The 26836-nt window shown below is 68.5% G+C and carries 22 protein-coding genes and 2 pseudogenes; 13 read left to right on the forward strand and 11 right to left on the reverse strand.

From position 1 onward, the window contains the following. The first annotated feature begins 165 nt into the window (after nucleotides 1–165). Together QEG98_RS11545 and QEG98_RS11550 are read left to right on the forward strand one after the other, a co-directional pair. Entirely contained in the window at nucleotides 166–1065 is a 900-nt protein-coding gene (locus QEG98_RS11545) for an alpha/beta hydrolase (protein ID WP_316566764.1), read from the forward strand. A 49-nt stretch (nucleotides 1066–1114) separates the two neighbouring features. Continuing rightward, on the forward strand, nucleotides 1115–1669 hold the full coding sequence (locus QEG98_RS11550; RefSeq protein WP_316566765.1) for an AAA family ATPase: 555 nt from the start codon (nucleotides 1115–1117) through the stop codon (nucleotides 1667–1669). A gap of 150 nt (nucleotides 1670–1819) precedes the next feature. Here the strand turns inward: QEG98_RS11550 and QEG98_RS11555 are convergent, their stop codons facing one another. After that, nucleotides 1820–2590, reverse strand: coding sequence for a M57 family metalloprotease (locus QEG98_RS11555; protein WP_316566766.1), 771 nt, complete (start codon nucleotides 2588–2590; stop codon nucleotides 1820–1822). A 209-nt stretch (nucleotides 2591–2799) separates the two neighbouring features. Here QEG98_RS11555 and QEG98_RS11560 point away from each other — a divergent pair, with 209 nt between their 5' ends. Continuing rightward, nucleotides 2800–3567, forward strand: a complete 768-nt coding sequence (locus tag QEG98_RS11560; RefSeq protein ID WP_316566767.1) for an endonuclease/exonuclease/phosphatase family protein — start codon at nucleotides 2800–2802, stop codon at nucleotides 3565–3567. 178 nt (nucleotides 3568–3745) lie between these two features. On the opposite strand, the gene QEG98_RS11565 is transcribed toward QEG98_RS11560, so the two are convergent. Continuing rightward, nucleotides 3746–5488 carry an N-acyl-D-amino-acid deacylase family protein gene (locus tag QEG98_RS11565; protein ID WP_316566768.1) on the reverse strand — a complete coding sequence of 581 codons (1743 nt, stop codon included), beginning with the start codon at nucleotides 5486–5488 and terminating at the stop codon, nucleotides 3746–3748. Between the two features lie 198 nt (nucleotides 5489–5686). Here QEG98_RS11565 and QEG98_RS11570 point away from each other — a divergent pair, with 198 nt between their 5' ends. Continuing rightward, entirely contained in the window at nucleotides 5687–5947 is a 261-nt protein-coding gene (locus tag QEG98_RS11570; protein WP_316566769.1) for a hypothetical protein, read from the forward strand. 36 nt (nucleotides 5948–5983) lie between these two features. Here the strand turns inward: QEG98_RS11570 and QEG98_RS11575 are convergent, their stop codons facing one another. From QEG98_RS11575 to QEG98_RS11585, 3 genes are all read right to left on the reverse strand, one after another. Further along, nucleotides 5984–6790: a glyoxalase gene (locus QEG98_RS11575; RefSeq protein ID WP_090489845.1), complete on the reverse strand. Its 807-nt coding sequence runs from the start codon at nucleotides 6788–6790 to the stop codon at nucleotides 5984–5986. Between the two features lie 126 nt (nucleotides 6791–6916). Next, nucleotides 6917–8149 carry a GDSL-type esterase/lipase family protein gene (locus tag QEG98_RS11580; RefSeq protein ID WP_316566770.1) on the reverse strand — a complete coding sequence of 411 codons (1233 nt, stop codon included), beginning with the start codon at nucleotides 8147–8149 and terminating at the stop codon, nucleotides 6917–6919. A gap of 160 nt (nucleotides 8150–8309) precedes the next feature. Beyond that, nucleotides 8310–9188: a bifunctional 5,10-methylenetetrahydrofolate dehydrogenase/5,10-methenyltetrahydrofolate cyclohydrolase gene (locus QEG98_RS11585; RefSeq protein ID WP_316566771.1), complete on the reverse strand. Its 879-nt coding sequence runs from the start codon at nucleotides 9186–9188 to the stop codon at nucleotides 8310–8312. 218 nt (nucleotides 9189–9406) lie between these two features. Here QEG98_RS11585 and QEG98_RS11590 point away from each other — a divergent pair. From QEG98_RS11590 to QEG98_RS11600, 3 genes and pseudogenes are all read left to right on the forward strand, one after another. After that, nucleotides 9407–10215, forward strand: a pseudogene (locus tag QEG98_RS11590) (GNAT family N-acyltransferase). Between the two features lie 81 nt (nucleotides 10216–10296). After that, the gene (locus QEG98_RS11595; protein WP_316566772.1) at nucleotides 10297–10980 is read left to right on the forward strand and encodes an iron-containing redox enzyme family protein; all 684 of its coding nucleotides are present in this window, start codon (nucleotides 10297–10299) and stop codon (nucleotides 10978–10980) included. Nucleotides 10981–11072: 92 nt separating this feature from the next. Further along, the gene (locus tag QEG98_RS11600; RefSeq protein WP_026113945.1) at nucleotides 11073–11333 is read left to right on the forward strand and encodes a DUF3892 domain-containing protein; all 261 of its coding nucleotides are present in this window, start codon (nucleotides 11073–11075) and stop codon (nucleotides 11331–11333) included. 9 nt (nucleotides 11334–11342) lie between these two features. Here QEG98_RS11600 and QEG98_RS11605 read toward each other — a convergent pair whose 3' ends face one another. Continuing rightward, nucleotides 11343–12458, reverse strand: a complete 1116-nt coding sequence (locus QEG98_RS11605) for a LuxR C-terminal-related transcriptional regulator (protein ID WP_316566773.1) — start codon at nucleotides 12456–12458, stop codon at nucleotides 11343–11345. A gap of 292 nt (nucleotides 12459–12750) precedes the next feature. Here QEG98_RS11605 and QEG98_RS11610 point away from each other — a divergent pair, with 292 nt between their 5' ends. Together QEG98_RS11610 and QEG98_RS11615 are read left to right on the forward strand one after the other, a co-directional pair. Next, nucleotides 12751–14130 carry a ferritin-like domain-containing protein gene (locus QEG98_RS11610; RefSeq protein WP_316566774.1) on the forward strand — a complete coding sequence of 460 codons (1380 nt, stop codon included), beginning with the start codon at nucleotides 12751–12753 and terminating at the stop codon, nucleotides 14128–14130. A 189-nt stretch (nucleotides 14131–14319) separates the two neighbouring features. After that, nucleotides 14320–15345, forward strand: coding sequence for a pirin family protein (locus QEG98_RS11615; protein ID WP_090489833.1), 1026 nt, complete (start codon nucleotides 14320–14322; stop codon nucleotides 15343–15345). A gap of 150 nt (nucleotides 15346–15495) precedes the next feature. Here QEG98_RS11615 and QEG98_RS11620 read toward each other — a convergent pair whose 3' ends face one another. The 3 genes from QEG98_RS11620 to QEG98_RS11630 form a co-directional block, all read right to left on the reverse strand. Then, nucleotides 15496–16761 carry an MFS transporter gene (locus QEG98_RS11620; RefSeq protein ID WP_316566775.1) on the reverse strand — a complete coding sequence of 422 codons (1266 nt, stop codon included), beginning with the start codon at nucleotides 16759–16761 and terminating at the stop codon, nucleotides 15496–15498. Nucleotides 16762–16767: 6 nt separating this feature from the next. Beyond that, complete coding sequence (locus QEG98_RS11625) at nucleotides 16768–17238, reverse strand: TetR/AcrR family transcriptional regulator (protein ID WP_316566776.1); 471 nt, start codon at nucleotides 17236–17238, stop codon at nucleotides 16768–16770. A gap of 63 nt (nucleotides 17239–17301) precedes the next feature. Then, entirely contained in the window at nucleotides 17302–18156 is an 855-nt protein-coding gene (locus QEG98_RS11630) for a DNA alkylation repair protein (RefSeq protein WP_316566777.1), read from the reverse strand. Nucleotides 18157–18358: 202 nt separating this feature from the next. Here QEG98_RS11630 and QEG98_RS11635 point away from each other — a divergent pair, with 202 nt between their 5' ends. After that, entirely contained in the window at nucleotides 18359–19108 is a 750-nt protein-coding gene (locus QEG98_RS11635; RefSeq protein ID WP_316566778.1) for a sulfite exporter TauE/SafE family protein, read from the forward strand. A gap of 126 nt (nucleotides 19109–19234) precedes the next feature. Further along, the gene (locus tag QEG98_RS11640; RefSeq protein ID WP_316566779.1) at nucleotides 19235–21166 is read left to right on the forward strand and encodes a bifunctional metallophosphatase/5'-nucleotidase; all 1932 of its coding nucleotides are present in this window, start codon (nucleotides 19235–19237) and stop codon (nucleotides 21164–21166) included. On the opposite strand, the gene QEG98_RS11645 is transcribed toward QEG98_RS11640, so the two are convergent. Next, on the reverse strand, nucleotides 21139–21327 hold the full coding sequence (locus QEG98_RS11645; protein ID WP_316566780.1) for a hypothetical protein: 189 nt from the start codon (nucleotides 21325–21327) through the stop codon (nucleotides 21139–21141). The genes QEG98_RS11640 and QEG98_RS11645 overlap by 28 nt on opposite strands. Before the next feature lie 315 nt (nucleotides 21328–21642). On the opposite strand from QEG98_RS11645, the gene QEG98_RS11650 reads away from it, so the two are divergent. Next, nucleotides 21643–22620: an NADP-dependent oxidoreductase gene (locus QEG98_RS11650; RefSeq protein ID WP_316566781.1), complete on the forward strand. Its 978-nt coding sequence runs from the start codon at nucleotides 21643–21645 to the stop codon at nucleotides 22618–22620. A gap of 94 nt (nucleotides 22621–22714) precedes the next feature. Beyond that, nucleotides 22715–25182, forward strand: a pseudogene (locus QEG98_RS11655) (helicase-related protein). A gap of 135 nt (nucleotides 25183–25317) precedes the next feature. Here the strand turns inward: QEG98_RS11655 and QEG98_RS11660 are convergent. Continuing rightward, nucleotides 25318–26787, reverse strand: coding sequence for an NHL repeat-containing protein (locus tag QEG98_RS11660; RefSeq protein ID WP_316566782.1), 1470 nt, complete (start codon nucleotides 26785–26787; stop codon nucleotides 25318–25320). Nucleotides 26788–26836: the final 49 nt, after the last annotated feature.

A 26836-nucleotide genomic window follows, 5' to 3' on the forward strand; every position in this document is an offset into this window, starting at 1 on the left:
TCGCGAGGCGGAATGAGGGGGCGGCCACGGCCGGGCCGTGGGGCGGACCCTATCCCGGTTGGCCCGCGAGCAACCAGGCGACGGCAGCTGGCATCCAGCCACGGGGTGACTCCTGGGTGACTAGGTTTTCGCCGAAAGGCAGGCGCTGGTCAGGGAGGTTCATGCATGCCGGCGGTCCATCACAGGACGGTGGAAGTGGAGGGCCTCGAGATTTTCTACCGCGAGGCCGGGCCCGAGGATGCTCCGGTGGTGCTTTTGCCGCACGGCTATCCGTGCTCGTCATTCCAGTTCCGCAACCTGCTGCCAGCGCTCGCGGACGCATGGCGGCTCATCGCGCCGGACGCGCCGGGCTTCGGGTACAGCACGACGCCGGACCCGAGCCGCTTCAGCTACACGTTTGACGGGTACGCACGCTTCCTGGAGCGGTTCGTGGAGACGCTGGGGCTCAGGCGCTACGCGCTGTACCTGCATGACTACGGCTCGCAGTTTGGCTTCCGGCTGGCACTGCGCGCGCCCGAGCGAGTCGCGGCGCTCGTCATCCAGAACGGCGACATCTACGTGGACCAGTTCGGGCCGAAGTACCGGATGCTGAAGGAGTCCTGGGCGAATCCGACGCCAGAGCGCCGAGCGAAGTTGATGGCCGCGGTGAGTGAGGACGGCTTCCGGGACGAGTTCATCGGCGAGATTCCCGAGTGCCTCGTCGACCGCGTCAGCCCGGACCTGTGGACGTTGTCCTGGTCCCTGGTGGAGCGCTTCGGCCGGAAGGAGAATCTGGTCCACCTGCTGGAGGACCAGCGCACGACGCTGGCGTGGATGTCCCGCTATCAGGCGTATCTGCGCGAGCATCAACCCCCGACCTTGATTCTGTGGGGGCCCCACGATGGCTACATGCCGGAGGGCGCCGGACGCGCGTACCTTCGAGACGTTCCGGACGCCGAGCTGCACGTCCTGGACGCGGGACACTGGGCGCTGGAGACGCACCTGGACGAAATCGCGTCCCACATGCGGGGCTTTCTCCAGCGCGTGCATTCGGTGCACATGGAGAGCAGCGCCTCCCTTTTGTGAAAGCCGCGAGCGGTTTCGTCGGTGAGTTCGAGCCGCTACGCTGAGGTCCATGAAGGCGAACCGAATCGTCCTCGTGTCGGGCCCGTCAGGTGCTGGCAAGTCCACCGTGGCACGTGGACTCGCGGAGCAGTCTCCCCTGGCGCGTGCGGTCCACCTGCATGCCGACGACTTCTATTCCTACATCCGCAAGGGTGCGCTGGCGCCCTGGCTGCCAGCGTCCCACGCTCAGAACGCCACGGTGATGACGGCCCTGGCGGCGAGCGCGGCGAGTTATGCCGTGGGCGGGTATGAGGTCATGGTCGATGGCGTCATTGGCCCTTGGTTCTTCGAGCCCTGGCTTGCCGCCGCCCGGACGCATCGGCTCGACTTGCGCCTCATCGTCCTGCTTCCGGGCGAAGCGGAGACGGTGGCGCGTGCCACGAGGCGTGTCCACGCGGACGCACTCACCGACGCAGACGTGGTGCGCAACATCTGGCGCGGCTTCCGCGAGGTGGCCCTCCCCGAGGGGAATGTGCTCGACACCAGCAGTCAGGACGCCGCGGAGACCGTGGGCGCCGTTCGCCGTGGGTTGACGGACGGGTGCTTCCGGCTGGAGTCACCGTAGGGCCTCGGTGCGTTCAGCGCGTGCCTTGGCCCTTCAGTCATTCCTGGTCCGCTGTGACGGCTTCCGCGTCCCGATGGAACTCCTCGGCGGACATGCCGCCGCGGCGGCGGATGATGCGCCTCATGTGCAGGCGCATCGACCCGCTGCATCTCAGTACATGTAGTTCAACGCGACGATGTCGGAGGGGGTGAACTCACCGTCGGTGTCAGGCGGGTAGCAGGTGTTCATGATGGACCCGCCTGGCGTTGCCCCCGTGGGCGTTCCGGGGATGTGCAAGGCGCCCGTGCCCGTCGGCTCCGTCACGCCACCCCCGCTGCCACAACTGATGCTCGGGTTGAATAGATCCGTGTGGCGGAGGCCGATGGTGTGGCCCAGCGCATGGGTGATGACATGTTCACTCACGTCCACGCCGTAGCTGTTCAGGCTGGTGCCAATCGAAATCGTCCCATAAGGGAGTCCGCCTGAGGGATAGCCCGCGGCGTGACCGCCACCCGCCATGGTTCTCGCGGTGATGTTCGCGGTACAGCCGGTGGCCGAACCTCGAACAAAGGCAATCCTGAGTCCCAAGGCATTGTAGTTGGCGAGGGCCATGTCGAGGCCTTGGTTGAGCCGGACATGGCTCTGGAACTCCACCGTGGGATTGACGCAAATCCTCGTCACGCTGGAGCCTACGATGTTGGTCGTCCTGTAGTGCTCCTTGCTTCCCTCTCCATGCTGGAGCATCTCCCGGGAGGCCGCGAGCGGCACATGCGCGTCGCCCCCGACGTAGACGGCGTCATCGACGACGGTGATGTCGTCGGGGCGAAACCCTGCCTCGGTCAGGTTGGAGAGGAGTTCAGCGTTCCCGGTCTGCGAGTCGGGCCCGCAGCCGGACAGCAATACGCCACAGTTCAACATCAGGACTGCCGCTCTCTTGAACATGGTTCGATGGGCTCCTGTCGTGAATCGGGTTTCTGCGCTGCTCGCTCGAGCAAAGCACGGCGGAAGTCGAGGCGGCACCGTGCCTGGCCACTCCCCTGGTGACTCCCGTCACTCATCATGCAGGAGGCTGACCATGACGGGCCGGTGCGGCTTCCCTGCCACGGGCACGGGACTTGCTGTGGATTGTGGAGATGTGTCTCTCCAGCCTCGTGCTCACGTGGGTCCTTTCCCTCCAGGAAAGTGCCGCGCCTTCACCGCCCAAGCCAGTCACGGTGATGACCTACAACGTCCTCTACTCCGCTCCCGAGGAGGACGTGCAGAAGTCGCTCGATGTCATCGAGAAGGAGGCGCCCGATATCCTGTGCCTGCGCGAGCTGACGCCGAGATTCGTCAGGGCCTTTCGGAAACGACTGGGGAAGCAGTACCCCCACGTGCGGTTGGTGCCGCGAAAGGGAACCTGGGGTGTGGGTATCGCCAGCCGGTATCGGCTGCTGCGAACGGAGCACTTCCCACAGACGCCACACCGGATGCCCGCGCTGGAGGCGGACGTCCGGCTCGGTGAGCACCTGGTGAAGGTGGCCTGTGTGCACCTGATGGCGCCAGGTGCCAGGCATGAGCGGGCCGATGACCTGCTCACTTCCATGGAGAAGAACGCGGTGCTTCGGCATCGTCAGGCGGAGGCGCTGGTGCGGCGTTATGCGCGATGGCGAGGACCGGTCCTGGTGCTGGGGGACATGAATGAAGGCCGCTCAGGCGAGGCCATGAAGGCCTTCGCCTCCGCGGATTTCCAGCACGCTTGTGACGGACCGAATGCCGCCTGTGGTGCCACATGGCCTGGTTCTGCCTCCGTCCTCCCGAGCGTCGTCGAAATCGACCATGTCCTTGGCCGCGAACTTCGCCTGACCGGTGCGAAGGTGCTGCGCGCGGGAGGCTCGGACCACGATGCGGTCCGGGCGACGCTGGACTTTTCACCGTGAAGTTCCGTGGCCCTGGGGCCCGGTTCGCCGATGTTTCATCGCCAGAGGCGACGGAAGATGAGGGTATGTCGCGAAGCGCGCCGAACTCACCAGGGGCATCGGCAGCTTGGGAGGGATTGGATGCTGGCGCAGCAGCGGGCCACCACGCCTTGATTCCAGGTCCGGCGTGCTCCGAGCCTCAAGCCCGGGCACGCAGCACGCCGCCGAAGCCGCGCTCGCGGCCCAGGGCCGGAGACACGCCGGCTTCATTCACCGCTTCGCGCCCGGAGATGAGCACCGCCTTCACCGCGGCGTCGTTGCGGTTGACCAGGCGGACGAAGCCCCCGAAGTTCTCCATGGGCGCCTCGGCCACCTGGTCGAGCTTCGCGTCCAGGCCTTCGGGCTGGATGACCACCAGGTCCGCGCGGCGGCCCTCCGCGAGCACGCCCGCATCCAGGCCGAACCACCCGGCCAGCTCCCCGGTCAGCCGGTGGACGGCGCGCTCCACGCTCATGAAGGGCTCGCCGCGCTTCTCCGCCTCGCGCACCAGCCGCAGCAGCCGCAGGGGGAAGTTGTAGTGCGCCATGTTGCGCAGGTGCGCCCCGGCGTCCGAGAAGCCCATGAGGATGTCCGGATGCCGGCAGATGCGCTCCAGCTCCTCGCGCCGGTCGTTGGCCATCACCGTGTACCAGCGCAGGGCGTCTCCGTGGGTGGAGATGAGGTCCAGGAAGACGTCCACCGCGTCACGCCCCTGCTCCTTCGCCACCTGGGTGAAGGACTTGCCCACCACGCTGGCGTCGGGGCACTGGAGGATGCGCGACTCGTTGAAGTCCCGGTGGAAGGCCCGCGGCAGGAAGCGGTTCGTCCACTCGCGGCGGAAGCGGCTGCGGTACTCCGGCGTTCGCAGCAGCCCCGCGCGTGAGGCGGCGTCCTGGAGGTGGAGGGCGGCGGCGCCCGCGCCGAACTCCTCGAAGACGACCAGGTCGATGCCGTCCGCCCAGAGGTCGAAGATTTCGGGCAGGGCCTGCCACCGGAAGTCCGCCCCCAGCAGCCGGTTGGCCACCTGGGACAGCACGCCGATGAGGCGGTGGATGCCCCGGTTGGCGCGCGTGTCCATCATCGAGATGACGGTCGTCTTGAGGCTCGGGCGGAACAACCCGATGCTCTCCAGGAAGAACAGCACCACGTTCACCTTGGTGCTGATGTTGGGCACGCCCTGGAAGACACGGCCTCGTTCGCGGAGCAGCCGCGTCAGGCGGCGGTATTCGCTCCAGCGGGCGTAGGTGGACGGCAGGGGGCGGCTGCGGATGTCGCGCGAGCCGCCCATCTTGTCCCACTTGAGCGTCATGATGGACAGGCCCACGTAGCCGAGCTCGAGCCCCTCGCGCACCAGGGACTCCATGGCGCGCAGCTCGTCCTCCCGTGGGCGCAGGCCGGGCTCCAGGCTGCGGTGCAGGCCCATGGTGTGGGCTCGCAGCGCGGAGTGTCCCAGGAAGGACGCGACATGGGGGCCCAGCGGCAATTGCTCCAGGTGCGCCAGGTAGTCGCCGAGCGTGTTCCACGTCTTGCGCTCCTCCAGCAGCGACCGGACGGTGTCGTAGGGAATGGCCTCCACGCGGCAGAACATGTCCGCCAGGTCCTCGGGCGTGCCCAGCGCGAGGCTGAGCGAGCAGCTCCCCATCAACACCGTGGTGACGCCGTGTCGCACGGACTCCGACAGCGAGGGCGCCAGCTCCACCTCCGCGTCGTAGTGCGTGTGGCAGTCGATGAATCCCGGTGTCACCCAATGGCCGGTGGCGTCGATGACGCGCGTATGCGGGGCGCGCGGAATCGGTGCTTCCGAAAGCGTGGTGACAGTGTTTCCCCGGATACCCACATGGAGCTTGCGCGGGGGATTGCCCAGACCATCGAATACGAGGCCGTTCTCGACGATGAGGTCCATGCACGGAGCCTAGGCACCGTCGATTGTCTGCTTCCAGCCAGAAGACGCGCCGACAGTTCTCTCCCGCACATGCTGGCGTGGATGCCATTGCCTGGGCGCACCAGGGGAGCGCTCGCCCCCCGGGCAGCCGCACCGCGGGGGCGTGACTACCTTCGCCTGCGGAAGGTGCGAACGCACCAAGAGCCAAGGAGGCGTGCAATGCAAGGCAAGGGTTGGAAGTGGCTCACGCTGGTGGGCCTGGGGGCGTCGCTCGCGGCGTTCACCGGGTGCAATGAGCAGTCCGCGCGGGAGAACTCGCGGCAGGTGGGCCGTGAAGTGGGGGAGGCGACGAAGGAGGTTCAGGAAGGCGCCCGGAAGGCTGCGAAGGAAGCCCATGGCGCGGCCCGGGAGGCGACCCAGGGGTTCAAGGAAGGCCGGGGCGGCTCGGGGAATCCCGACGCTGGCATCGACGCTGAGTGAGGAAACGCGAGAGGGACTTGTGCGCGGCTTCCAACGCTAGCGCCGTCGCCGCGGGGAGCCCGTGCGTTGGGACGGCGCCGGGTCGGGCCTGGTTCGGGCGAGCCAGTCCTCCAGGCGCTCCGCGGCCTTCAGCTCGTCGGACAACTGGCTCCGTGCCTCCTCGGGAAGGGGCAAGGCCTGCAGTTGCTGCTTCAAGGCACGTCCCGTCGTGGCATCCCCCAGGGCAATCGCCAGCTCCATCCGGGCGGCCAGGGCACGAACCCGGTCCACCACGGGCGCCTCCGCCTCATACCTGGCGAGTCCGATGTCGAGCGCCCGCGCAGCGGCTTTGTCGTCATTCTTGAACTCACGCAGGATGCGCGCGTTGTCGATGGCCTTCGCCAGTCCCGTGAGCTTCTCGGAGCCGCCGTACTCCAGGTCCTCCGGCTCATCGCGCTGGATGAAGATGATGTTGTTGCCGGCGGGGTCAATCAGTGAGAAGCGGCTCTGGCCGGGCCGGAACCGGGTGATGCGAGGCCTGCCCGTGGCCAGCACCTTGCCGTACTTCGCGCGCAGCGCGTCCGTGAAGGCCCGGTGGTAGGGCTCCACCGAATCCACCATGACCAGGCAGCCACCCGAGTTCTCTTCGCTCGGGTCCAGGCTCTTGGCGCCCTTGCCGAAGTGCAGCTCGATGTCACTCCAGCGCAACGCCAGGTACAGGTACGGCTTGGTCATCTGGTACGTCACGGTGAAGCCGAGCGCCTGGTAGAACGCCAATGTTTCGTCAGCCGAGACGCAGGGAAGCAACGGAACAGTCGTTTCCTTCCCGCTGATGGCGGTGGCCTTCGTCTCATGGGTGGGCATGGCCCGATGATAAACGAGCGACGTTGCCGGAGGCACCTCTTCGCGTCATGCGCCAAGGTGCCTGTTCCTGCGTATGGCGGCGCTATGAGACGCACATGCGTGGCGGCTCACGGCGCACGAAGCCGCTCAGGGCCGCACGACGTCCCGGATGAACCCGGTCAGCGCCTCCGCCATCTTCTGGTGTGTGGCCGCCGACGGGTGCCAGTCCTCGCCAACGCCGTCCACGTTGGGATTCTGCACGGCCATCACGTGCCGGTAGACGCGGGCGTCTCCCTGTTGCTGTCGCTCTGCTACAAGCTCGGTGAGCCAGTCACCGACATGGACCGAAGTCGTCGTGCCGTTCTGCTCGAGCTGCTTGTGGCCGTCCGACATGCTCCCCAACGTGCAGACGAGATGGGCGCGCGGGTGGAGCGTCCGCAGCCGCGTGAGGAACGCGCGGTAGGCGGATTTGAAGGCCGCTTCGTCCGGAAGGTAGGCGTCGGTGCCGCTGCCGGCGAACGTGTCGTTGGTCCCCGCGTTGACGACAATCACATCGGGCGACGGGCCAGAGAAGTCCCAGGCGACGCCGTGGCCGGGGACCGCGAGCTCGTAGAGCGCGGGCACCAGGCCGGACGTGGACATGTCCAGGTTGCGGTACACCCCGTGGCCCGAATAGCAGATGAGCACCGCCTCCGCGCCCAGGTACCCCGCCGTGAGCCAGGCATAGGTGCGCCGGGGATTCTGGTTCTTCGACGTGAAGGTGGGCGCGGTCCAGGAGGGCGAGTCCGGGATGAGGGCGACGTCGCTGCCGTAGCCACAGGTGACGGAGTCCCCAACGAACTCCATCCGGAGTCCCGAGCGGGCGGGCGGCTCCCGGAGCTCGCCATGGACCTCCAGCGCCACGAGTTCGCTGTGGCCGACCAGGGACTCGGTGCGCTTGATGAGTTCCAGCGTGTGCAGCCCCACTTCCAGGCCGGTGGCGAGCAGGTAGCTGGACTGATGGCGGCTCACCGCGAGCTGTCGCGCGGGCGCCCCGTCAATCACGACATCGAAGTAGGTGGTCCCCACCTCGCCACCCTGGCCCGCGTCGTGGAGCTCCATCCGAACGGCGTCTCCCCAGAAGCGGGCTCGGATCGTCACTCCGGGGTGGGAGAAGACGACGCCGGTGTCCGAACGGTACGTCCGGCCGAGGTACTGCACGCGTGCATCGGAGGCGGGAACGCGCACCCACGCCAGTGCACCCGCGTCAGGCGCGAGCGGCGGGGTGTGCGAGGCTGACTTGCACCCACTCACCAGCAGTCCGACTCCCAACCAGGCGACCAACAGTCCCCGCGCCAGGGCCGCGCCGATGCCACGCACCGCATGAAGGGCGTTCCTCATGGGCTCAGTGGATATCGCAAGACGGACACGCATGCGCTGGGGACGCAGGGCACCCGGGCGTCCAGGGGACGTCAGCGCGGGCATCGAGCACCGTGCCGGCACGGTGCCACGCGGCGCGCTACGTCTGCGGTGTACGTCCAGCCCCGGGCCGCTGGCGGGCTCACCGGACCTGGGTCTGCCGCGCGGCCTGGAGCGTGTTCGCCAGCAGCATGGTGATGGTCATCGGCCCCACGCCGCCGGGCACCGGGGTGATGGCGCTGGCAATGGGCTGGATGGCATCGAAGTCCACGTCCCCCACCATGCGGTAGCCGCGTGGCGAGCTCGCGTCGGACACGCGGTTCTGCCCTACGTCGATGACGACGACGCCCGGCTTCACCATGTCCGCGGTGATGAGGTTCTGCTTGCCCACCGCGACGATGAGGATGTCCGCCTGCCGCGTGAATGACGCGAGGTCCGGCGTGTGGCGGTGGGTGATGGTGACGGTGGCGTCGGGGCCCGGCGCCATCAGCAGCGACGCCAGCGGCTTGCTGACGATGAGGCTGCGGCCCACGATGACCACGTGCTTGCCCCGGGTGGGGATGTCCTCGCGCCGGAGCATCTCCATGATGCCGGCGGGGGTGCAGGGCACGAAGGCCCGGGGGTCTCCGACGAAGGCGAGCCCGGCGTTCACCGGGTGAAAGCCATCCACGTCCTTCGCCGGGTGAATGTGCTCCAGGACGGCCTTGTAGGGCAGGTGGGCAGGCAGCGGCAGTTGCACCAGGATGCCGTGCACGGACGCGTCGGCGTTCAGCCGGTCGATGACGGCGAACAGCGCCTCCTTCGACACGTCCTCGGGAAGCGTCAGCGTCTGGCCGCGCATCCCCAGGGCCTCGCACGCCCGCGTCTTGCTCGCGACGTACGCCTGGCTCGCTGGATTGTTGCCCACCAGCACCACGGAGAGCCCGGGTGTCACGCCGGCGGCCTGGAGCGCCGCGACGTCCTGGGCCATCTCCGCCCGCATCACCCGGCTGATTTCGGTTCCATCGAGGGTCCGCGCCATGCGCGGCTTCTTACGCCAGATTCTCCAGGTTGGCGCAGCGCTTCTTCGCGGTGTCCACCCCAGACGGTGTCCTGGGACACGCTCCCCGTCGTACCCCGCGGGCCCTGGATTCGCGGGGAGCAAAAAGAGCAGGGCCCGCGCGCACTCGGGGCTTGGGCGGCGAATGAAAGGGCGAGGACGGCGCGACGCCGGACCCGCTTCGCTTCCCGGAGAAACCCATGACGTCCATGCATTGTCGTGTTGCCACCACCCAGCGCGAGCTCGACGACGCGGTCCGCGTCCGCTGGGCCGTCTTCGGCGGAGAGCTGGGGTTGATGACGGGGTGGATGCCGCCGTCGCGTCGCGAGGTGAGCTGTTTCGACACGCTGGACACCACCGTGCACCTGGTCGTCTATGCGGACGCGGCCCCGGTGGCCACGTTGCGGCTGCTGCTGCCCAACCCGGAGGTGGCGGAGGCCATCGGCGGACGGCTGGGGCTGGAGCTGGAGCAGAAGCTGGACCTGTCCGACGTGGTCCGCCCGGGCATGGTCCTCGCGGAGACGTCGCGCTTCTGCGTGCTCGACGGCTGGCGCCACTCCGAGGCCGTCACCCGGCTGCACGCGGGCATCTACGAGGAGAGCCGGCGGCGCGGCGTGACGCACTGGATTGCGTCCGCGAACCTGGACACGGATTCGCGCGAGGACGCGATGCTGTCCTGTCAGGTGGCCGCCTACCGGGGCTGGATGAGCCAGCGCTGGCGCGTGGACGTGCCGGAGCCGGTGGATGCACCCGCCATCCCCAGCAATCCCTACTACACGCCCATGGAGCGGCTGCGCGCGGAGCAGGGCCTGCTGGACGGCCTGCGCGTGCCGAGGGCGCCCACGCTCTTCGCCCGGAAGATGGGGGCGCGCTTCATCTCCGAGCCCTCTACGACGCCAGCTTCCGCCGCTTCACCCTGCCGCTCATCGCCGCGCTGGATGAGATTCCCGCCAGCACCCTGGCGCGCTTCAACGCGCTGGCGCAGCACCCCCTTCGCCGCGCCGCCTAGGCCGCTGGCGCTCCTTCCTTCCCTTCACCTTCAACGCGCAGCAGCCGGGGACCGGAAACGGCCCGGAGACAGGAGACGTCCGTGAACACGCAAGTGCAGAACCCGACGCAGGTGGACTGGGTAGCGGTGCTGGCGCAGGAGGCCCGCGGGCTGGTGGCCGCGCTGGACGCGCAGCCCGACGCCCGTCGCCTCTTCGACGGCACCATCGACACCGAGGGCTATATCCACTACCTGATTCAGACCTACCACTATGCGCGCTGGAGCACGCCGATGCTGGCGGAGGCAGGCCACCGGCTCGCGCGCCAGGGCCGGCACCCACACCTGGCGGAGCTGCTGGTGCAGAAGGCCGGAGAGGAACGCGGTCACGAGAAGTGGCTGCTGTCGGACCTGAAGAACCTGGGGTGCCCGGAGGTGCGCGTGGAGACCGCGGCGCGGACTCCCGCGGTGGATGCCTACACCGGCTGGAACTTCTTCACCTCCCGGTCCGGCGTGCCGACAGCGGTGCTGGGGACCGCGTACGTGCTGGAGTACCTGTCCCAGACGCGAGCGACGGGTGTCGTGGACCGTCTGATTGCGGCCGACGCGATTCCGAACATCCGCAAGTCCGTCACCTTCCTGCGCAGCCACGGCGCGCTGGACGGGGACCATGTGGCGGAGATGGAAGCGGTGTTGCGGACGCTGACGGACCCCGAGGACCAGGCGGCGGTGATTTTCTCCGCCCGCGCCACGCGGTGCATCTACCCGGGCATCTTCCGCGAGCGCTGAGGGCCGCATACCTCCCCGGTGGTAGAGACAGTCCCGCGCCTGAAGGCGATCCTCCCCTGCGAATCGTCGTCCGCGAAGTGGGAGGCGTCTTCATGCGCTACATCACCCAGATCCGTCTCGAGGGAGGCGCGCTTCACGAGCACATTGCCCGCCTTCGCTGGAAGGAGGGCAACGAGGTGGGTGAGGGCAGCCGCTTGGAGCTGGTCCAATGGCTCAAGGCGGGGGGCGATGCCCGGGTGCAGACGTGGCCCCGAGACGTGAAGGTCGAGGTCATCGACGCCCGGCCTCCGTACCTGCGGACGAAGGCCAATGGCATCCTCACGGACAACCTGCTGGAACTGCCGCGCTTCTGAAGCGCCGCCTCAGACGGGCTTGTTGAGGTGCGCCGCCTGGTAGAGGAAGTCCGTCCGGCTGTCGACCTTCAGGCGGCGGAAGATGTCGCGCACGTGCGTCTTCACGGTGTCCTCGGAGAGGCCCAGCTCGCTGGCAATCTGCTCGTTGGACCAGTTGTGGAGCATGCCCCGGGCGATGTCGACCTGCCGGGCCGTGAGCTGCATGCGCATGGTTTCGGGGAGCGGAATCGACAAGGGAATCTCGTTCAGAATCAGGGCCCACTGTCGCGGGCCTTCGGTTTCGGGAAGCTCGACGAACCGCACCACGCGGTACGACTCCCCGTGGAGGGAGACCCAGAGATTGTTTTGGAGCTGCGCGTCTGGCGTCATCCGCGTCAGGGCTTCCAGCCGCTCCATGAGGACGAGCGGAATCCCCGAGGAATGAAGGTCCGAGGGCTTGAACCACCGCTCCAGCAGCGTGGCGGCCCGGCGTGAGCGCAGCACCTCGTGCGAGGGCGGCGCCACCACGACGTAGGCGGCGTCCGGCCGGCTGTAGAGCTCCTCCAGGAGCCGGGAGCCCGTCGAGGCCGTCTGCATGTCGCGGCAGTTGCGCACCGCGTTCAGCAGGTGGGGCGTGAGGCTCGTCAGGAAGGCGGCGTCCCTCTCCGAGAAAGCCAGCCGGCGGTCCCGGTAGAGCGTGAAGGCTCCCAGGAGTTGAGGATGGACGGGCAGGAGCACCGCCATGACGTGCTCCAGGCTCAAGTCCAACTCCTTGCTGCGCTGGTAGAGCGCGCTGCGCTCCAATTCCTTGCGGGTAATCATCTCCGAGTCCCGGAGGACCACATTCGGCTGGGCGAAGATGGGGGCCCGCACGAAGTCGGAATCGACCCACTTGGAATACTCATCCAGGAGGGCCAGCCGGTAGCCGGGGACCAGCCATTGGAACTCGACGATGGGGCCCAGGTTGATGAGGCACAGGCCCACGTAGTCGGCGGGTGTCAGCTCCAGCAGGGGCTCCCGGGCGGATTCGAGCGCTTGGGGGAGGGACAAGGTGCTGTTGAGTGCCGCGATGACTTTGTCCCGGAGCAAGAATTCATGGGAGGAGAGGTTCATCGACGCGAGCTTCCTTCCTGCCTGGTCAGGCAACCCTGCGGGTCCGTTTCTGTGTCAGGCCATTCAATAGGCTCCGACTGAAAGGCTGTCCCTCACCCCCCAGTGGTAGGCCCCGAGCTTGACAGGAGGCTCCCTCGCCTGTCGGTTGTCATGCAAGGGGCTGTCGATGGCTTGACAAGACGCGGCCCGCCCGGGACGGGATGACCCAGGCAAGCCGGGCCGGAATGACAGGCAGGGCGTCAGATGAGGAACCACCCCTCAGGTTTCTGAGCAGGGCAGGTAGGAAACGTCGGCATTTCGCGACACCGGTCGGGCGCTCCCTGGCGTGCGGGCGTTGGCATCTTCATTGCTGAAGTGCGGGCTCCCAACCGCAGGAGGCTTTGCACCCATGGATTCGAATCGCTTGCGTCTGCTCTTCTCCCGGGCCCTTCGCGCCTCGCTTCTGTCTCCCCTGACGCTGGCCGGATGTGATGGTGAGGTGGACCTGACGGGTTATTCGCCACCGGCTTGCGACAATGGCGAGCTGGCCATGACAGGCTTGTCACCTGTGGCCGCGCCGGACTTCGTGCAACTGCGGAGCTTCCATGCGGCGGGCGAGCCCGCGCCAACGAGCCCTGCCTCCTCCGCGGGAACACCTTGCGCGACGGCGACCCAGCCCCAGACATGCCTGTCAGAGCTCGAGGCGTTGGCGCCTGCCCGTGGGTTCCGCGACGCCTGCGGCTTCATCTGCACCGACTATTTCCTCGCGACGACCCGGGGCGACGTGGTGTCTGCCATCTCCTCGCTGGAGGCCCTGAAGTCGTTCCTGGGGCCGATTGATACGGCGCAGGAGGCCGCGCTGACTGCCTTTGCCGCGGGCTACGAAGTGCGCTGTGGCGGGCTCAAGTATGGGGCGGTGAAGGAGTTGGGCGACGGTGCGTTCGGCGTTGTCGGCACCAAGGGCATGGCGTGTGGCAAGGGGACGGAGTTGACGCAGTATGCCCTGCGCGTGTCGTCAACGGGCGAGGTGGTGGAGGAGGAGCGCAAGGTGTTGGCGCGGGGCACGGACAACTGTTCCGTGGGGCGCAGGCCCGAAGGACTGCGCTCACAAGGCGCGGTGGCGTGTGACGATGTGCTGGGACAGCACTTCGCCGCCATTGCCCACCTGGAGGCCGCGTCCATCCAGGCCTTCCTGCTGCTGCGGGAGGAACTGGCCGCGCATGGCGCGGACCTCGCGTTGCAGGACGCGGCGCTGATGAGTGCCCTGGAGGAGGTCATGCACACGGAGGTCAGCGCCCGCCTGGCGGGACGACACGGCGCGACGCCCCAGGCGCCCCGGGTGGACGCGGCGGCGCCCCGTTCCCTGTTCGCGGTGGCCCTGGACAACGCGGTGGAGGGCTGTGTGCGGGAGACGTTCGGCGCGTTGGTGGCGCGGCACCAGTCGCTCCATGCCCAGGACGCCGAGGTGCGCACCTCCATGGCCCGCATCGCGGAGGACGAGACGCGGCACGCGGAGCTCTCGTGGAAGATTGATGCCTGGGCGCAGGCGCGGCTGTCGGAGGAGGAGCGCGAGGTGCTCCGGCTGGCGAAGCAGCGGGCCGCGGCGGCCCTGCGTGAGGAAGCCTGCGTGCCAGTGAATCCCGTGCTCGTGTCCGAGGTCGGGCTGCCCCCGCCCGAGGTCGCCGTGGCGATGGTGGACACGCTCGCTCAGGAGCTGTGGGCCTGAGGTTCGTGGGACGGTGGGGCAGGTGACGTGCCCCACTCGCCGCGCCCGCTGTGGGGGCCGCGGGCGGCCCGGCATCCGGGCGGAGGCCCTACGGGGCAAGCGGCGCGGAGGGCCCGTTGTTACGCTCACCGGAGGGAGCCCCGGCTCAGGGAATTTTCATGGGGCTCTGGAAGGGATGAGGCGTAGGAGATGAGTCAGCAGCCAGAAGCCGTCCTTCGTGTGGAGCCGCTCGGGATGCCGTGGCGGACCCCGGATCCGTTTCTTTTTTGCGTCCACCACGACGACAAGTACCCCATGGGGAACGAGCGCCTCGGTCCGTCCGCCTCGCTGGCGGGCCGCAACCTGGGCCAGGACTTCGATGGGCGGGACGGCTGGAACATGTATCACGGCACCGTGGTGCCCGGTTTTCCCCAGCACCCGCACCGGGGGTTCGAGACAGTCACGGTGGTGCGTCGCGGGCTGCTCGACCACGCGGATTCCCTGGGGGCGGCGGCGCGCTTCGGCGGTGGGGATGTGCAGTGGCTCACCGCGGGCGCGGGCATCAATCATTCGGAGATGTTCCCGCTGCTCCAGCGCGACCAACCCAACCCGGTGGAGCTGTTTCAAATCTGGCTCAACCTGCCGCGGGCGAACAAGCTCGTGGAGCCGCACTTCTCCATGATGTGGAACCACGCCATCCCTCGGCACGTCGCCCGGGACGCGGAAGGGCGCGCCACGGAAGTCACGGTGGTGGCCGGAAGCCTGGGAGACGTGAAGGCGCCACCGCCGCCGCCCAAGTCGTGGGCCGCGCAGGCAGAAGCGGACGTGGCCATCTGGACGCTCAAGCTGGCCCCGGGCGCGCGGTGGACGCTGCCGGCGGCGGCCCGTGGCAGCAACCGGATGCTCTACTTCTTCCTCGGCTCCAGCCTGCGCGTGGCGGGGCGTGCCATTCCGCCGTCACACAGCATCGAGCTGCGGGCGGACGTCGCGGTGGAGCTGGAGAACGGCGCGGACGAGGCGGAGTTGTTGATGTTGCAGGGCCGTCCGATTGGAGAGCCCGTCGTGCAGTACGGCCCGTTCGTGATGAACTCACGGCAGGAGATTCAGGAGGCCTTCGCGGACTACCAGCGCACGGGCTTCGGGGGCTGGCCCTGGCCGGCCAATGGCCCGGTCCATCCGCCAGAGGAAGGGCGCTTCGCCCGGCACGGGGATGGACGCATCGAACGTCCTGCCTGAGCGGGAGCACCGTCAGCGGGAGCCCCGCTGCATGGGCCCTGAGTCTTCCCACTCTGGATGCGACCATGAAGCGGGGCGGAGCCATCCGCCGCCCTCGACGAGACGGCGCCCGCTGGAAAACGGGCCAGGATGCGAGGCTGGCCTCTCACATCAATGGGGCTGCGGGAGGGAGGGGCCTTGGCCACCCGGCGCGGTGGCGGGGGCGCGGACGGTGGCCAGGACTCCGGAGAGCAGCACGACGAGGGTCCCCGCGAGCGGTACTCCGAGCAAACCCACGCGCAATCCCACGTTATCGGCGACGAGCCCGACGAGCGGGGGCGACGCGAGGAACCCCAGGCGCATCAGCCAACTGACGATGGTGAGCCCCGTTCCCGCGCTCAGGCCGGGCAGTTCATCAGCGGCGTGCATGGTGGCGGGAACCAGCGTGGCGACGCCGAATCCCGCGAGCGCGAAGCCCGCAATGGTTGCGGGGATGGAGGGAAACAACAACGCAGCGCTCATTCCCAGCGCCGTGGTGGCGCCGCCCGCCCGAGCGACCGCGCGCTGGCCGAACCGGTCCACCATTCCATCGCCCAGCAGCCGGCCCACGAACTGCGCGCCCACGAGGGCGACGAACCCGAACGAAGCGACGGCGGCCGTGGCGCCGAGTGTTCCGGAAAGGTAGACGGCTGCCCACGTCATGCCCGCGTCCTCGACGAGGATGCCGCCGACGGCAATCAAGACCAGCGCGGCAAATATCAGCCAGATGCGTCCGCGCCCCGTCCGCTGACGCCGCGCGGGAGCGCTGCCCTGGTGCGCCGCGGCGGCCTCTGGCTCGACGGTGACGACGGGCTCGGGGCCGGGAATCGTGTAGCGCAGCGCCATCAGGGACACCCCGGCGAAGAGCAGGGCGGAGAATCCCAGATGCAGGCCCCGGTGCACGTTCAGTCCCGCGGCGAGCCCGCCCATGAGCCCGCCGACCACCGCGCCGATGCTCCACACCGCGTGAAAGGAGTTGAGGATGGACCGGCCGTAGAGCCGCTGCACCCGCAGCCCGTGGGAGTTCTGCGCCACGTCGGTGATGGCGTCCATGCCGCCCGCGAAGAAGAGCGAAACGGCGAGCACCCACCATGATGACGCGAGGCCCGCGACCAGCACGCCCAGGCTCGTCAGCAGCGTGCCGGCGACGGCGACCCGCGAGGAGCGGAAGCGGCGGATGAGCGCTCCGGCGGCGAGCCCCGCCACCATCGCGCCACTGGGGAACGCGGCGACCGCCAGCCCGTATTGAGCGTTGCTGAGGCCCAGGTCGGCTTTGATCTGCGGATAGCGCGGCAGGAGGTTGGCGAGGATGGCGCCGTTGGTGAGGAACAGCGCCGCGACGGCCGCGCGGGCCGCCCGGTACTCGCGGGGAGCCAGTCGAGAGGTGGTGGATGGCATGGCAGGTCAGGGGGCGAGCGAGAGAAGGCGGCGCACGGCGTCCCGAGTCAGGTCGCGGCTGCGTGGGGCGGGGTCGAGGCTGACGTGGATGAACAGCCCCTCAATCAAGGCGTCGAGTTGGTGCGCCATCCTGGCGTCGACGAACCGCTCCAGCACGGCGCGGCTGCGGCGCATCCAGTCGTGGGTGATTTGCCGGAAGGCGCGTTGGCGCGCGGCGAGCGTGTAGAGCTCGAGCGTGAGCACGAGCTCGTCCTGCCCCGCCGCGAGGTCGTCGTGCACGATGTGGACGATGGCGGAGACCAGCGAGTCGAGGTCGGTGGCCGCGGCGAGCCGCTCGGCGAACCGTTCGCTGATGCGCTGGGCGAAGCGGCTGAACGCTTCGTGCAGCAGCTCGTCCATGCTGGTGAAGTGGTAGGTCATCGAGCCCAGGGGCACGCCCGCGCGCTCGGCGACCCGGCGGTGCGACGTGCCCGCCACGCCCCTTCGGCGATGACCGCGAGCGCGGCGTCGATGATGCGGTCCCTTCGCTCGGGGTCATGTCTACGGGGGCCACGTGGGTCTCCGGGGGAAGGCGGGCATGAGGCATGAGGCCCCGAGGTGCCGCTGGCGATATGTACGAACGTACATATCTCGATATTCCTCCGGACCTGGGCTGCTTCCCTGGTGGGGCGCCGCGCTAGCGCTGCGGGGCCGCGTCGCGGCCTTCCGACGGGGCGCCTTGGCGGCGGGCTTGGGCGGCTTCGCATCCAGCTTGGCGAACGCGCGCAGCGCATCCTTGCCAATCCAGCGCGCGGTGGCGTCTTCGCTGGTTGAAAGCCGGGTCGCCAGCGCGCGCGCCGCCGTGCGCGCCGCGGGACCGCGTCTGCTACCAACGGCGCGCAGGGCCCAGTTCACGCCCTTCTTGACGAAGTTGCGGGCGTCGGTGGCTTCGCGCTCGATGAGGACCAGCCCACCGAGGTGTGGCGCGTCTTCGCCGGACTTGTCGTGGACCGCGAGCGCGGCGAGCAGCGCGAAGGCCGCGCGCTTGACGAACTCATCGCGGTGGCTGGACCACTTGTCCGCCATGGCCCATGCATGCGGAGTATGGTCCCAGAGGGCGAAGCACAACGTGTCGCAGACGGCCCAGTTGTCGAAGTCGCGGCACCACCGGTCCATCTCCGCCAGTGTGACGCGGTCCGCCTCGCCGATATAGGCACAGAGCATGCGTGCCTCGTAGACCCCCGTCTTCCACAAGGCCTTGGCGAGCGCGTGGTCCCGGCCAAGGCACCTGGCCAGCCTCTGGACGTCCCGCATCGACACGCCGAGGGCATGGTCAGAGGGAATCGCGTACCGGGCGAGACTGTCCCGCCTGGCGGGGGTGGCGAGGCGTTCGAGCTCGGCCAGGGCTTCTTTCACGCGGGCGTCGATGTCCCCGCGAGGACCTTTGGAGGATGTCGTCTTTGGCATGTGGGGCGACGATAGCGCGCCGAACCTTCGCGGCGGGACGCTGCCTCAGGGTGGGCCTGAGGCGGCAGCGGGCAGTTCCGAATTTTCAGGCCGGAGGGCGGCACCCAGAATCAATGCATCGCGTGTCCCTCACCCGCCCGGAGCTTCCCTCATGCCATCGTCCGACAGCCTTCTGGTGACTGTTGCCGTCTTCGTGCTCGCGGGTCTGGTCAAAGGCGTGGTGGGGCTGGGCCTGCCCACCATCGCCATGGCGCTGCTGGCCCTGGTGATGCCTCCCGCCCGAGCGGCGGTCCTGCTCATCGTGCCCTCCCTGGTCACCAATGTCTGGCAACTCCGTCCCTGGTCGACCTTGGGCCCCCTGTTGCGGCGACTGGCGCCGATGCAGGTGGGCGTCTGCGCCGGCACGCTCGTCGGAGCGTGGGTGCTGGGCGCGCCCATGGGCGCGTGGGCCACGGTGTCCCTGGGCGTGGCGTTGGTGGCCTATGCGGCCTGGGGACTCAGCGGGGCCCGACTCACGGTGGGCCCGGTGGCAGAGTCGCGCCTGGGGCCCTGGGTGGGCGCGCTCACCGGCTTCGTGACGGCGGCGACGGGGGTCTTCGTCATCCCCGCGGTGCCGTATCTGCAAGCGTTGGGCTTCGAGCGAGAGGAGCTGATTCAGGCCATGGGTATCTCGTTCACGGTATCCACGCTGGCCCTGGCGGCGGGGCTCTACGTCAACGCCGCTGGCGCGGGGACGCAACTGGGCCAGTCCCTCCTGATGTTGCTGCCGGCGCTCATCGGGATGCAGGTGGGGCAGTGGCTGCGCCAGAAGCTCTCACCCGTGCTGTTCCGGGCGTGTTTCCTGGTCAGCTTGATGCTCCTCGGGATGCACATGGTCGCCCGCGAAATGCTGGCGGGGTGAAGGCGCCAGGTCCTGGGCCGCGGACAATCGCCATGAAAGTGTCACCGGCCGGGTAGGAAGGCGTAACCGGGCTGTCATTCACGCCCGACACCATGCCGCCTTCCGCAAGGCACCTGGGAGCGGTTCATGCGATTGAAGACGGAGAAGGAAGTGCGCAGGGGGGCGCGTTCGTCGAGTCGGGCGCGCTGGTTGACGATGACGTGGATGGCGGCCAGCGTGCTGTCCGCGTGTGGTGATGACGATGCCGTCGACCCAGGCGAGCAGCCCGCGCCGCTGGACCTGACCATCCTCCACATCAACGACCACCACTCGCACCTGGCGGGTTCCAGCCTGGAGCTGAACGTGACGAACGCCGCGGGTGACACCGTGGCCGCGGAGGTTGAATCCTCGGGGTTCGCGCGTGTCACGTCCGCGATGAAGGAGCTGGCGGCCGGAAAGGAGAACGTGCTCAAGCTCCACGCGGGTGACGCCCTCACCGGCACGCTGTACTTCAACCGCGCGGGCCAGATTGGCGAGGCCGACGCCGCGATGATGAACACGGTGTGCTTCGACGCCTTCACCCTGGGCAACCACGAGTTCGACAAGGGCGACACCGAGCTGAAGCGCTTCATCGACCGCCTGCATGCCGGCCAGTGCCAGACGCCCGTCATCAGCGCCAACGTCCAGTTCGGCGCGGGCTCCGCCCTGCACACCTCCAGGGCTGCCGGCTACGTGGAGCCCTTCACCGTCGTCGAACGGGGTGGCCAGAAGATTGGCATCGTCGGCCTGACGATTGCGGGCAAGACGAAGGAGTCCTCCAGCCCGGACGCGGACACCACGTTCGAGGCCGAGGTGCCCGCCGCCCAGCGCGCCATCGATGCGCTGCGGGCCCAGGGCATCAACAAGATCATCTTGATGAGCCACATCGGGTACCAGCTCGACCGGACCATCATCCCGCAGTTGAGTGGCGTGGACGCGGTCATCGGCGGTGACTCCCACACACTGCTGGGGCCTGCCGCCATGGAGACCTTCAACGTCGGAACGCCCGCGGGGCCCTACGCGGAGTCGCTGCGCAACCGCGACGGCGAAACCGTGTGCCTGGGGCAGGCCTGGCAGTATTCGCAGGTCGTCGGAGAGATGACCCTCCGCTTCGACGCCGAGGGCGTGGTCACCTCCTGTGGCGGCACGCCCCACGTCCTCATCGGCAATCAGTTCTCCATGGACGGGACACCCGTCTCCGAATCCGACAACGCCGCGATGCTGGCCAGCGTGGCCGTCAGCGGCTTCCTGCGGGTGACGCAGCCGGATGCCGCCGCCGCGCAGGTGCTGGCGCCGTTCCAGGGCCGGGTTGATGAGTACAGCCGGACCGTGGTGGCCACGGCGGACGACGAGCTTTGCAATCGCCGCGTGCCGGGAAACACAGAGCCGGGCCGCTCCAGCGTGAGCTGCAACGCTCTGGGCGAGGTCCACAGCCGGGGTGGCGACATCCAGCAGCTGGTGGCCCAGGCCTACCTGGAGGTGGCGAACGCGGATTACGGCGGCGCGGACATCACGTTGCAGAGCGCGGGCGGCGTGCGTCGGCCGCTACAGGGGCCGGTGACGGCGGCGGACGTCATCGAGGTGCTGCCCTTTGGCAACATGCTGTTCCGGCTGGACGTCACTGGCACCGAGGTGAAGTCGATGATTGAGGACGGGCTGCACGCCACGTTCCGGGAGGGCGGCACCACGGGGCCCTATCCGTACACCGGCGGCCTGCGCTTCGACGTCAACGCCGCCCAGGCTCGCGGCCAGCGCGCCAGCAACCTGGAGGTGTTGGACCAGACGACGGGCCAGTGGAACGCGCTCCAGCCGACCGCCACCTATCGCCTGTTCGTGCTGAGCTTCAATGCCACGGGGGGGGATGGCTACGTGACGCTGGCCAACGTGCCGGCCGAGCGCCGCTCCGACATCGGCGTGCTCGATGCCGACGTCCTCCAGACGTACATCGACCGTCAGGCCGAGCGCGAGCCGGGCACGAACCTGCCTGTCCTGCGCAAGGTGGATGCTTCGCTCTACAGCACGAAGTCGTTCGTCGAGTAGCGCGTCGAAGAGACTCGCCCGCCGGTCATCTTCAAGTGAAACAGTTGTCCCGTGGTGGACATCGCATCCGCCACGGGACGTGCCCTCGAGGCGTCACGTCGAACGGCCACCTGCGCTTCCAACCCCGTGATGCGCGCGGCCTTGGGGGCGAGCGCCGCCACGAGTGGCGGTTCGTCAGGCCGAGGCCACCACCGCCGAGCGCCGTCCCGGCCGCCGTCCGCTGCCCGGCGGTCCCTTCACGCAGGCACCAACCGGTGCACGGTTACGAAGGGGGCTGGTCGTGCTTTTCGCGCTCGCACGGTTGCTTGCTGGCCTGCGACGTGGCCTTGCGAAGCGGAAGGGTCGCCACGGTGGCGGGCATGCGGGGGGCCCCTGGCTCGCGGCGCCGTGGGTGTCCCCTGCATTCGGAGGGAGGCGTGCCCACGCTCCGGAAGAACCCTGTCGGGGCATGAGCTCCCCGCCCACGAGGACTCTCCATGAAGACATCCATTCCGTCGCAGATGAAGGCCGCAGCCATCGACCGCTTCGGTGGGCCGGAGGTGCTTGGCGTGAAGACGGTGGCCGTTCCGGCCGTGGGCGCGGGAGAGGTGCTCATCCAGGTGGAGACAGCGGGCGTCGGCAGCTGGGACGCGGCGGAGCGCGAGGGGGAAATGGAGCTGCTCAAGCCTGGAAAGTCATCCTTCCCCTATGTGCTGGGAACGGACGGGGCCGGCACCATCGTGGCGGTGGGCGAGGGCGTCACGTCCCGCAAGGTGGGCGACCGGGTGTACGGCTCCGGCTTCCTCAATGACAAGGGCGGGTTCTTCGCCGAGTACGCGGTGGTGAAGGCCGATAACACGGCGCTCGTTCCGAAGGGCTTGAGCGCAGAACAGGCGGGCGTCCTGGCCGCGGATGGAATCACGGCGCTCCAAGGCGTGCAGGACGCGCTGAACGTTCGTCAGGGCATGACGCTGCTGGTGTACGGCGCGAGCGGCGGTGTGGGCCATCTGGCGGTGCAACTCGCCAGGCGACTGGGAGCGCGGGTCCTGGCGGTGGCTTCGGGCTCGGACGGCGTGGAGTTGGTGAAGCGCCTGGGGGCGGAGAAGGCGGTGGACGGACGGGGTGGTGATGACGTGGCGAAGGCGATTCGGGAATTCGCGCCGGACGGACTCGACGCGGCGCTGGTGCTCGCGGGCGGCGAAGGCAGGGCCCCGGCGCTACAGGCCGTGAAGAAGGGAGGCCACATCGCCTACCCGAATGGCGTCGAGCCGGAACCACGGGCTCCCGAGGGTGTGAAGCTCACGGCCTATAATGGCGAGTCGAATGCTGAGGTCCTCGCGCGCCTCAACCGGCTCATTGAAGCAGGGCCCTTCCATGTCGAGGTCTTCCAGGTGTACCGGCTAGACGACGCGGGCCGCGCGCTCGAAGCCGCGAGCAAGCACCATCTGGGCAAGCTGGCCCTGCGCATCCACTGAGCCACTACACGCCGCGCCAGGACGCTGGCGTGGGCTTCGCGGTCGCCGCCGCTGGACCCGGGCGGAGGGGCCCGTCCGAGGTTAGAATCCGCGGATGAACTCCAGCCCATCCAGCCGGTCGTCCGTCGTCGTGGCGGAGCTGGGGCCTACGAACACGGGGAAGACCCACCGGGCCATCGAGCGCATGCTCGAGCACGGTTCGGGCATCATGGGGTTGCCGCTCCGTCTGCTCGCCCGCGAAGTCTATGACCGGGTGACCGCTCGGGTGGGGGAGGGCCGCGTGGCGCTGATGACGGGGGAGGAGAAGCGCGTGCCCCCGCGCCCCGACTACTGGATTTGCACCGTCGAGGCGATGCCGACCGACAAGTCCGTCGACTTCCTCGCGGTGGATGAAATCCAGCTTGCTGCTCACCGTGAACGCGGGCACGTCTTCACGGATCGACTGCTGCATGCGCGGGGACGCAAGGAGACCTGGTTCCTGGGCGCGGACACGATGCGTCCCATGGTCCAGACGCTCATCCCCCATGCCTCGGTGAAGCGAGCCACGCGTCTGTCACAGCTTCGTTATGCCGGGCATCGCTCCCTGAAGAGCCTCCCGCCGCGGTCGGCGGTGGTCGCGTTCTCCGCGGACCGCGTCTACGAGTTGGCCGAGTCGCTGCGGCGCCTCCGGGGCGGCGTGGCCGTGGTGCTGGGCGCGCTGTCTCCCCGGACGCGAAACGCCCAGGTGGCGATGTACCAATCCGGAGAGGTGCAGTACCTGGTGGCCACGGATGCCATTGGCATGGGGCTGAACCTGGACCTCAACCACGTGGCCTTCGCCGCGCTGTCCAAGTTCGACGGCGCCGACCAGCGCGAGCTCTACCCGGACGAGCTGGCGCAGATCGCTGGCCGCGCCGGCCGCCACTTGAACGACGGGAGTTTCGGCACGCTGAACACGTTGCCGGAGCTGCCGCCGCGGGTGGTCTCCGCCATCGAGACGCACCGCTTCCCGGCGGTCCGGAGCCTCATCTGGCGCAATGCCGCGCTCGACTTCTCGAGTCCAGAGGCCCTGCTGGATTCACTGGCGCGCGCGCCGGGCCACAGTGCCTTCATCCGGGTGGAGCGCGCGGATGACTTCGATGCGCTCAAGGACCTCTCGCGTGTTCCAACCATCCAAGACCTGGCCACCGGGCCGGCCATGGTGGAGCTGCTGTGGCAGGTCTGCCAGATACCCGACTTCCGCAAGGGGCTCTTCGGCCAGCATGTCGCGTTGTTACGTGAGACGTTCCTGCAACTCACCGCGGGGGACGGGAAGCTGGACGCCGGCTGGCTGAACAAGCAGGTGGCTCCGCTCGACGACGTGTCCGGAGACATCCACACGCTGATGGACCGGCTGGCGGCCATCCGCATCTGGACGTACATCAGTCATCGGCCGGGGTGGCTGCACGAGGCGGAGCACTGGCAGGAGCGGACGCGCGGCATCGAGGATGCGCTGGGGGACGCGCTCCATGAACGGCTCGTCGAGCGCTTCGTGCAGCGCGCCGCGAGGCGCAGCACGCGCCGCTTTGTGAAGGCCACCGCGCGTCCTCCGTCCGGTTCGGCCAGTCCCTTCGCCAAGCTGGGGCAGATGCTGGAGGAGATGCCGGGCGCCGAGGGCTTCGCGATGACGGAGGAGCAGTTCGTCCAGCGAGTGGTGGACGCGAGCCATGACGCCTTCCAGGTGGATGCGACTGGCACCATCTCCTTTGAAGGCGAGCCCCTGGCACGCCTCGTTCGCGGGACGGACCGCCGCTCTCCTTTGCTGGCACTGGCGGAGCCGGAGGTCTGGACGGGCGGCGCGCGGCAGCGGCTGGAGCGGCGCCTGCTCGCGCTGGCGCGGGACCTCGTCACCGAGGCCATGGGCGGCTTTCCCGCCGAGTCCTTCTCAGGAGCGGGGCGCAACGCGGCGGCGCGTGGGCTCGCGTATCGCCTGTCCGAAGGACTGGGCGTGATTACGCAGGGCGAGGCGCATGAGCAGTGGCGGCTGTTGGATGAGGAGGCTCGCGCGCGCTTGACGGAGCAAGGCGTCTGCGAGGGACACCGCTTCGTCTACGTCGCCGAGGCCCTCAGCCCGCATGCGCTGGAGCGGCGCTGCATGCTGACGTCGCTGTTCCTCCAGCGGACATGTCCCACCGGGGTGCCACAAGAGCCCGTGCTTCAGCTCTCCGAGTTGGACCGCCGGGACGCACGTGCCTATGGGTACGAGGTGCTCGGGAGCGTGGTTCTGCGCATCGACATCGTCGAGCGGCTGTGCGAGGCCCTTCGCCACCCGCACGGGGGCCGGCAGGTGCAGGCGCTCATGCAGGACCTCCGCCTGGAGGGGGGATCCGGGCTCGGGTGCTGCGCGAACTGGGAGGCGCCGCTGGAAGCCCTCCGCCGCGGCGGCGCCGTCGCCGACGCGGCGGCGTCGTGCAAGTGTCCGGCACGAGCGGCGCTCACCCAGGTTCGCCTCGGAGCGGGGCCCCGGAGCGGGAGGGACGTCGGCCCCGGGAGGGGGCGGTCCGGAATGCCACGGCGTTTCGAGACGGCCCCTCGGAATCATGAGGCGCTGGCGCACCCGTCTGCGTCGGAGCTCCTCGTCTGAAGGGGCGGCTCGCCTCCGCCAGCCTTCGAGCGCTGGTGGCGCTCATCCGGGAGCGGAGGCGAGGCCTTGCTTAGGGCTTCATGGGCCGGAGGCGCTCAGTTCGCGTCGTGCCCGTGCGGCTTGTTTCGCTTCGAGGGCATGAACGTCAGGGTGGCCGCGTTGGCGCCCGTTCCAGCGGGAACGAAGACGTCAATGAAGTTCCCTGTCTTCCCGCTGAAGCGCAACACCGTGGCCGGGAGGAAGTCCGGGATGTACAGGTTGCCGTCGGGACCGAACTCCATGTCCACGAAGTCAGTCAGGCCACCGCTCCCCGACTCGACGAAGACGTCGATGAAGGCGCCCGTCTTGGCGTTGAAGCGCAGGACGTCATCTCCGGCCGTGGTGCCAACGTAGAGCTTGTGGTCCTTGCCAATGGCAATCGTCACCGCGTCGATGTCCGGGATGAAGATGGCACCGGGCTGTCCGGCCGCGGGGAAGGGCGCGCCATTCTCGTCGTAGCGCACCACGTTGTTGCCGATGATGCTGACGACGAACAGGTTCCCCTTCTTGTCGAACGCCATCTTCTGGGGAACGAGCAGTCCGCCGCCCGAAGCGAACACGTCGATGAAGGCGCCGGTCGTCCCGTCGTAGCGCAGCACGCTGTTGGTGCCGCCAAAGCTGTCGGCGACATACAGGTTGCCATCAGGACCGAAGATGAGGCCGCCGGGGAAGCCCAGCCCGCCACTGCCCACGGGAACGAAGATGTCGATGAAGGCGCCCGTCTTCCCATTGAAGCGCAGCACCTCCCTGCTGGCGAAGCTGGCGATGTAGAGGTTGCCGTCAGGGCCGTAGACGAGCTCCTGCGGGTTGTTGAGCCCGCCGGCGCCAGGCGGGATGAAGACGCCCACGAAGTCGCCCGTCTTCCCGTCGTAGCGCAGCACGCTGCTGTTCACGTTGTTGCTGACCAGCAGGTCGCCTCCCTTCTTCTTCCGGACCTTCACCTTCACTGAATCCAGGCCCCACTGTTCGTTGGCCTCCCCTCGAGGCGGGTCGGCGAAGCGGAGTGTCAGCCGGTCTCCGGTGTGCCTGAAGGTGAAGGACAGGGGGTAGATGGTGTACCCCTTGCTGCCATCGCCGGACTCGTCCCGGTACCCGAGCGTGCCCTTCATCGATGCGCCCGTGAGGCTCGGTTGGCTGCCTTGGAGATTGGAGAAGCTGGCATCCAGCAGGACGGGACCGTCGTCCACGCTCGCGACCCAGCGGCCTGGCCCCTTCGTCGTGTCGTTACCGTCCCACGACTTGAGGACGAACAGCTCCAACTGGACCTCGACCTCGTCATGGTCCGGCAGGCCGGACAGGTTGAGCGTGACTTCCTGTTCGCTGAAGGGCCCCAGGAACTTTCGCTCCCCCTTCGGCGTCCGGGACACGGTGCGGTGGCTCCACTCGGGGCCCGCACCTTTCCCGAAGTTCTCTGAATAGACTTTCTTCTCCGCGTGCTTCCACTGTGCTTCGACGCTTTCCTGTTCGACAGACTCAGACTCCGCCTGCTCCGCGAAGCTGTCTGCCTGCTCGTCGGGTCCTCCCATGCACCCAACCAACCACCACGCCGCGAGTGCTGCACAACCCAGCCGCCAA

Source organism: Myxococcus sp. MxC21-1 (assembly GCF_032612255.1).
In the GTDB taxonomy this organism is placed as follows: domain Bacteria; phylum Myxococcota; class Myxococcia; order Myxococcales; family Myxococcaceae; genus Myxococcus; species Myxococcus virescens.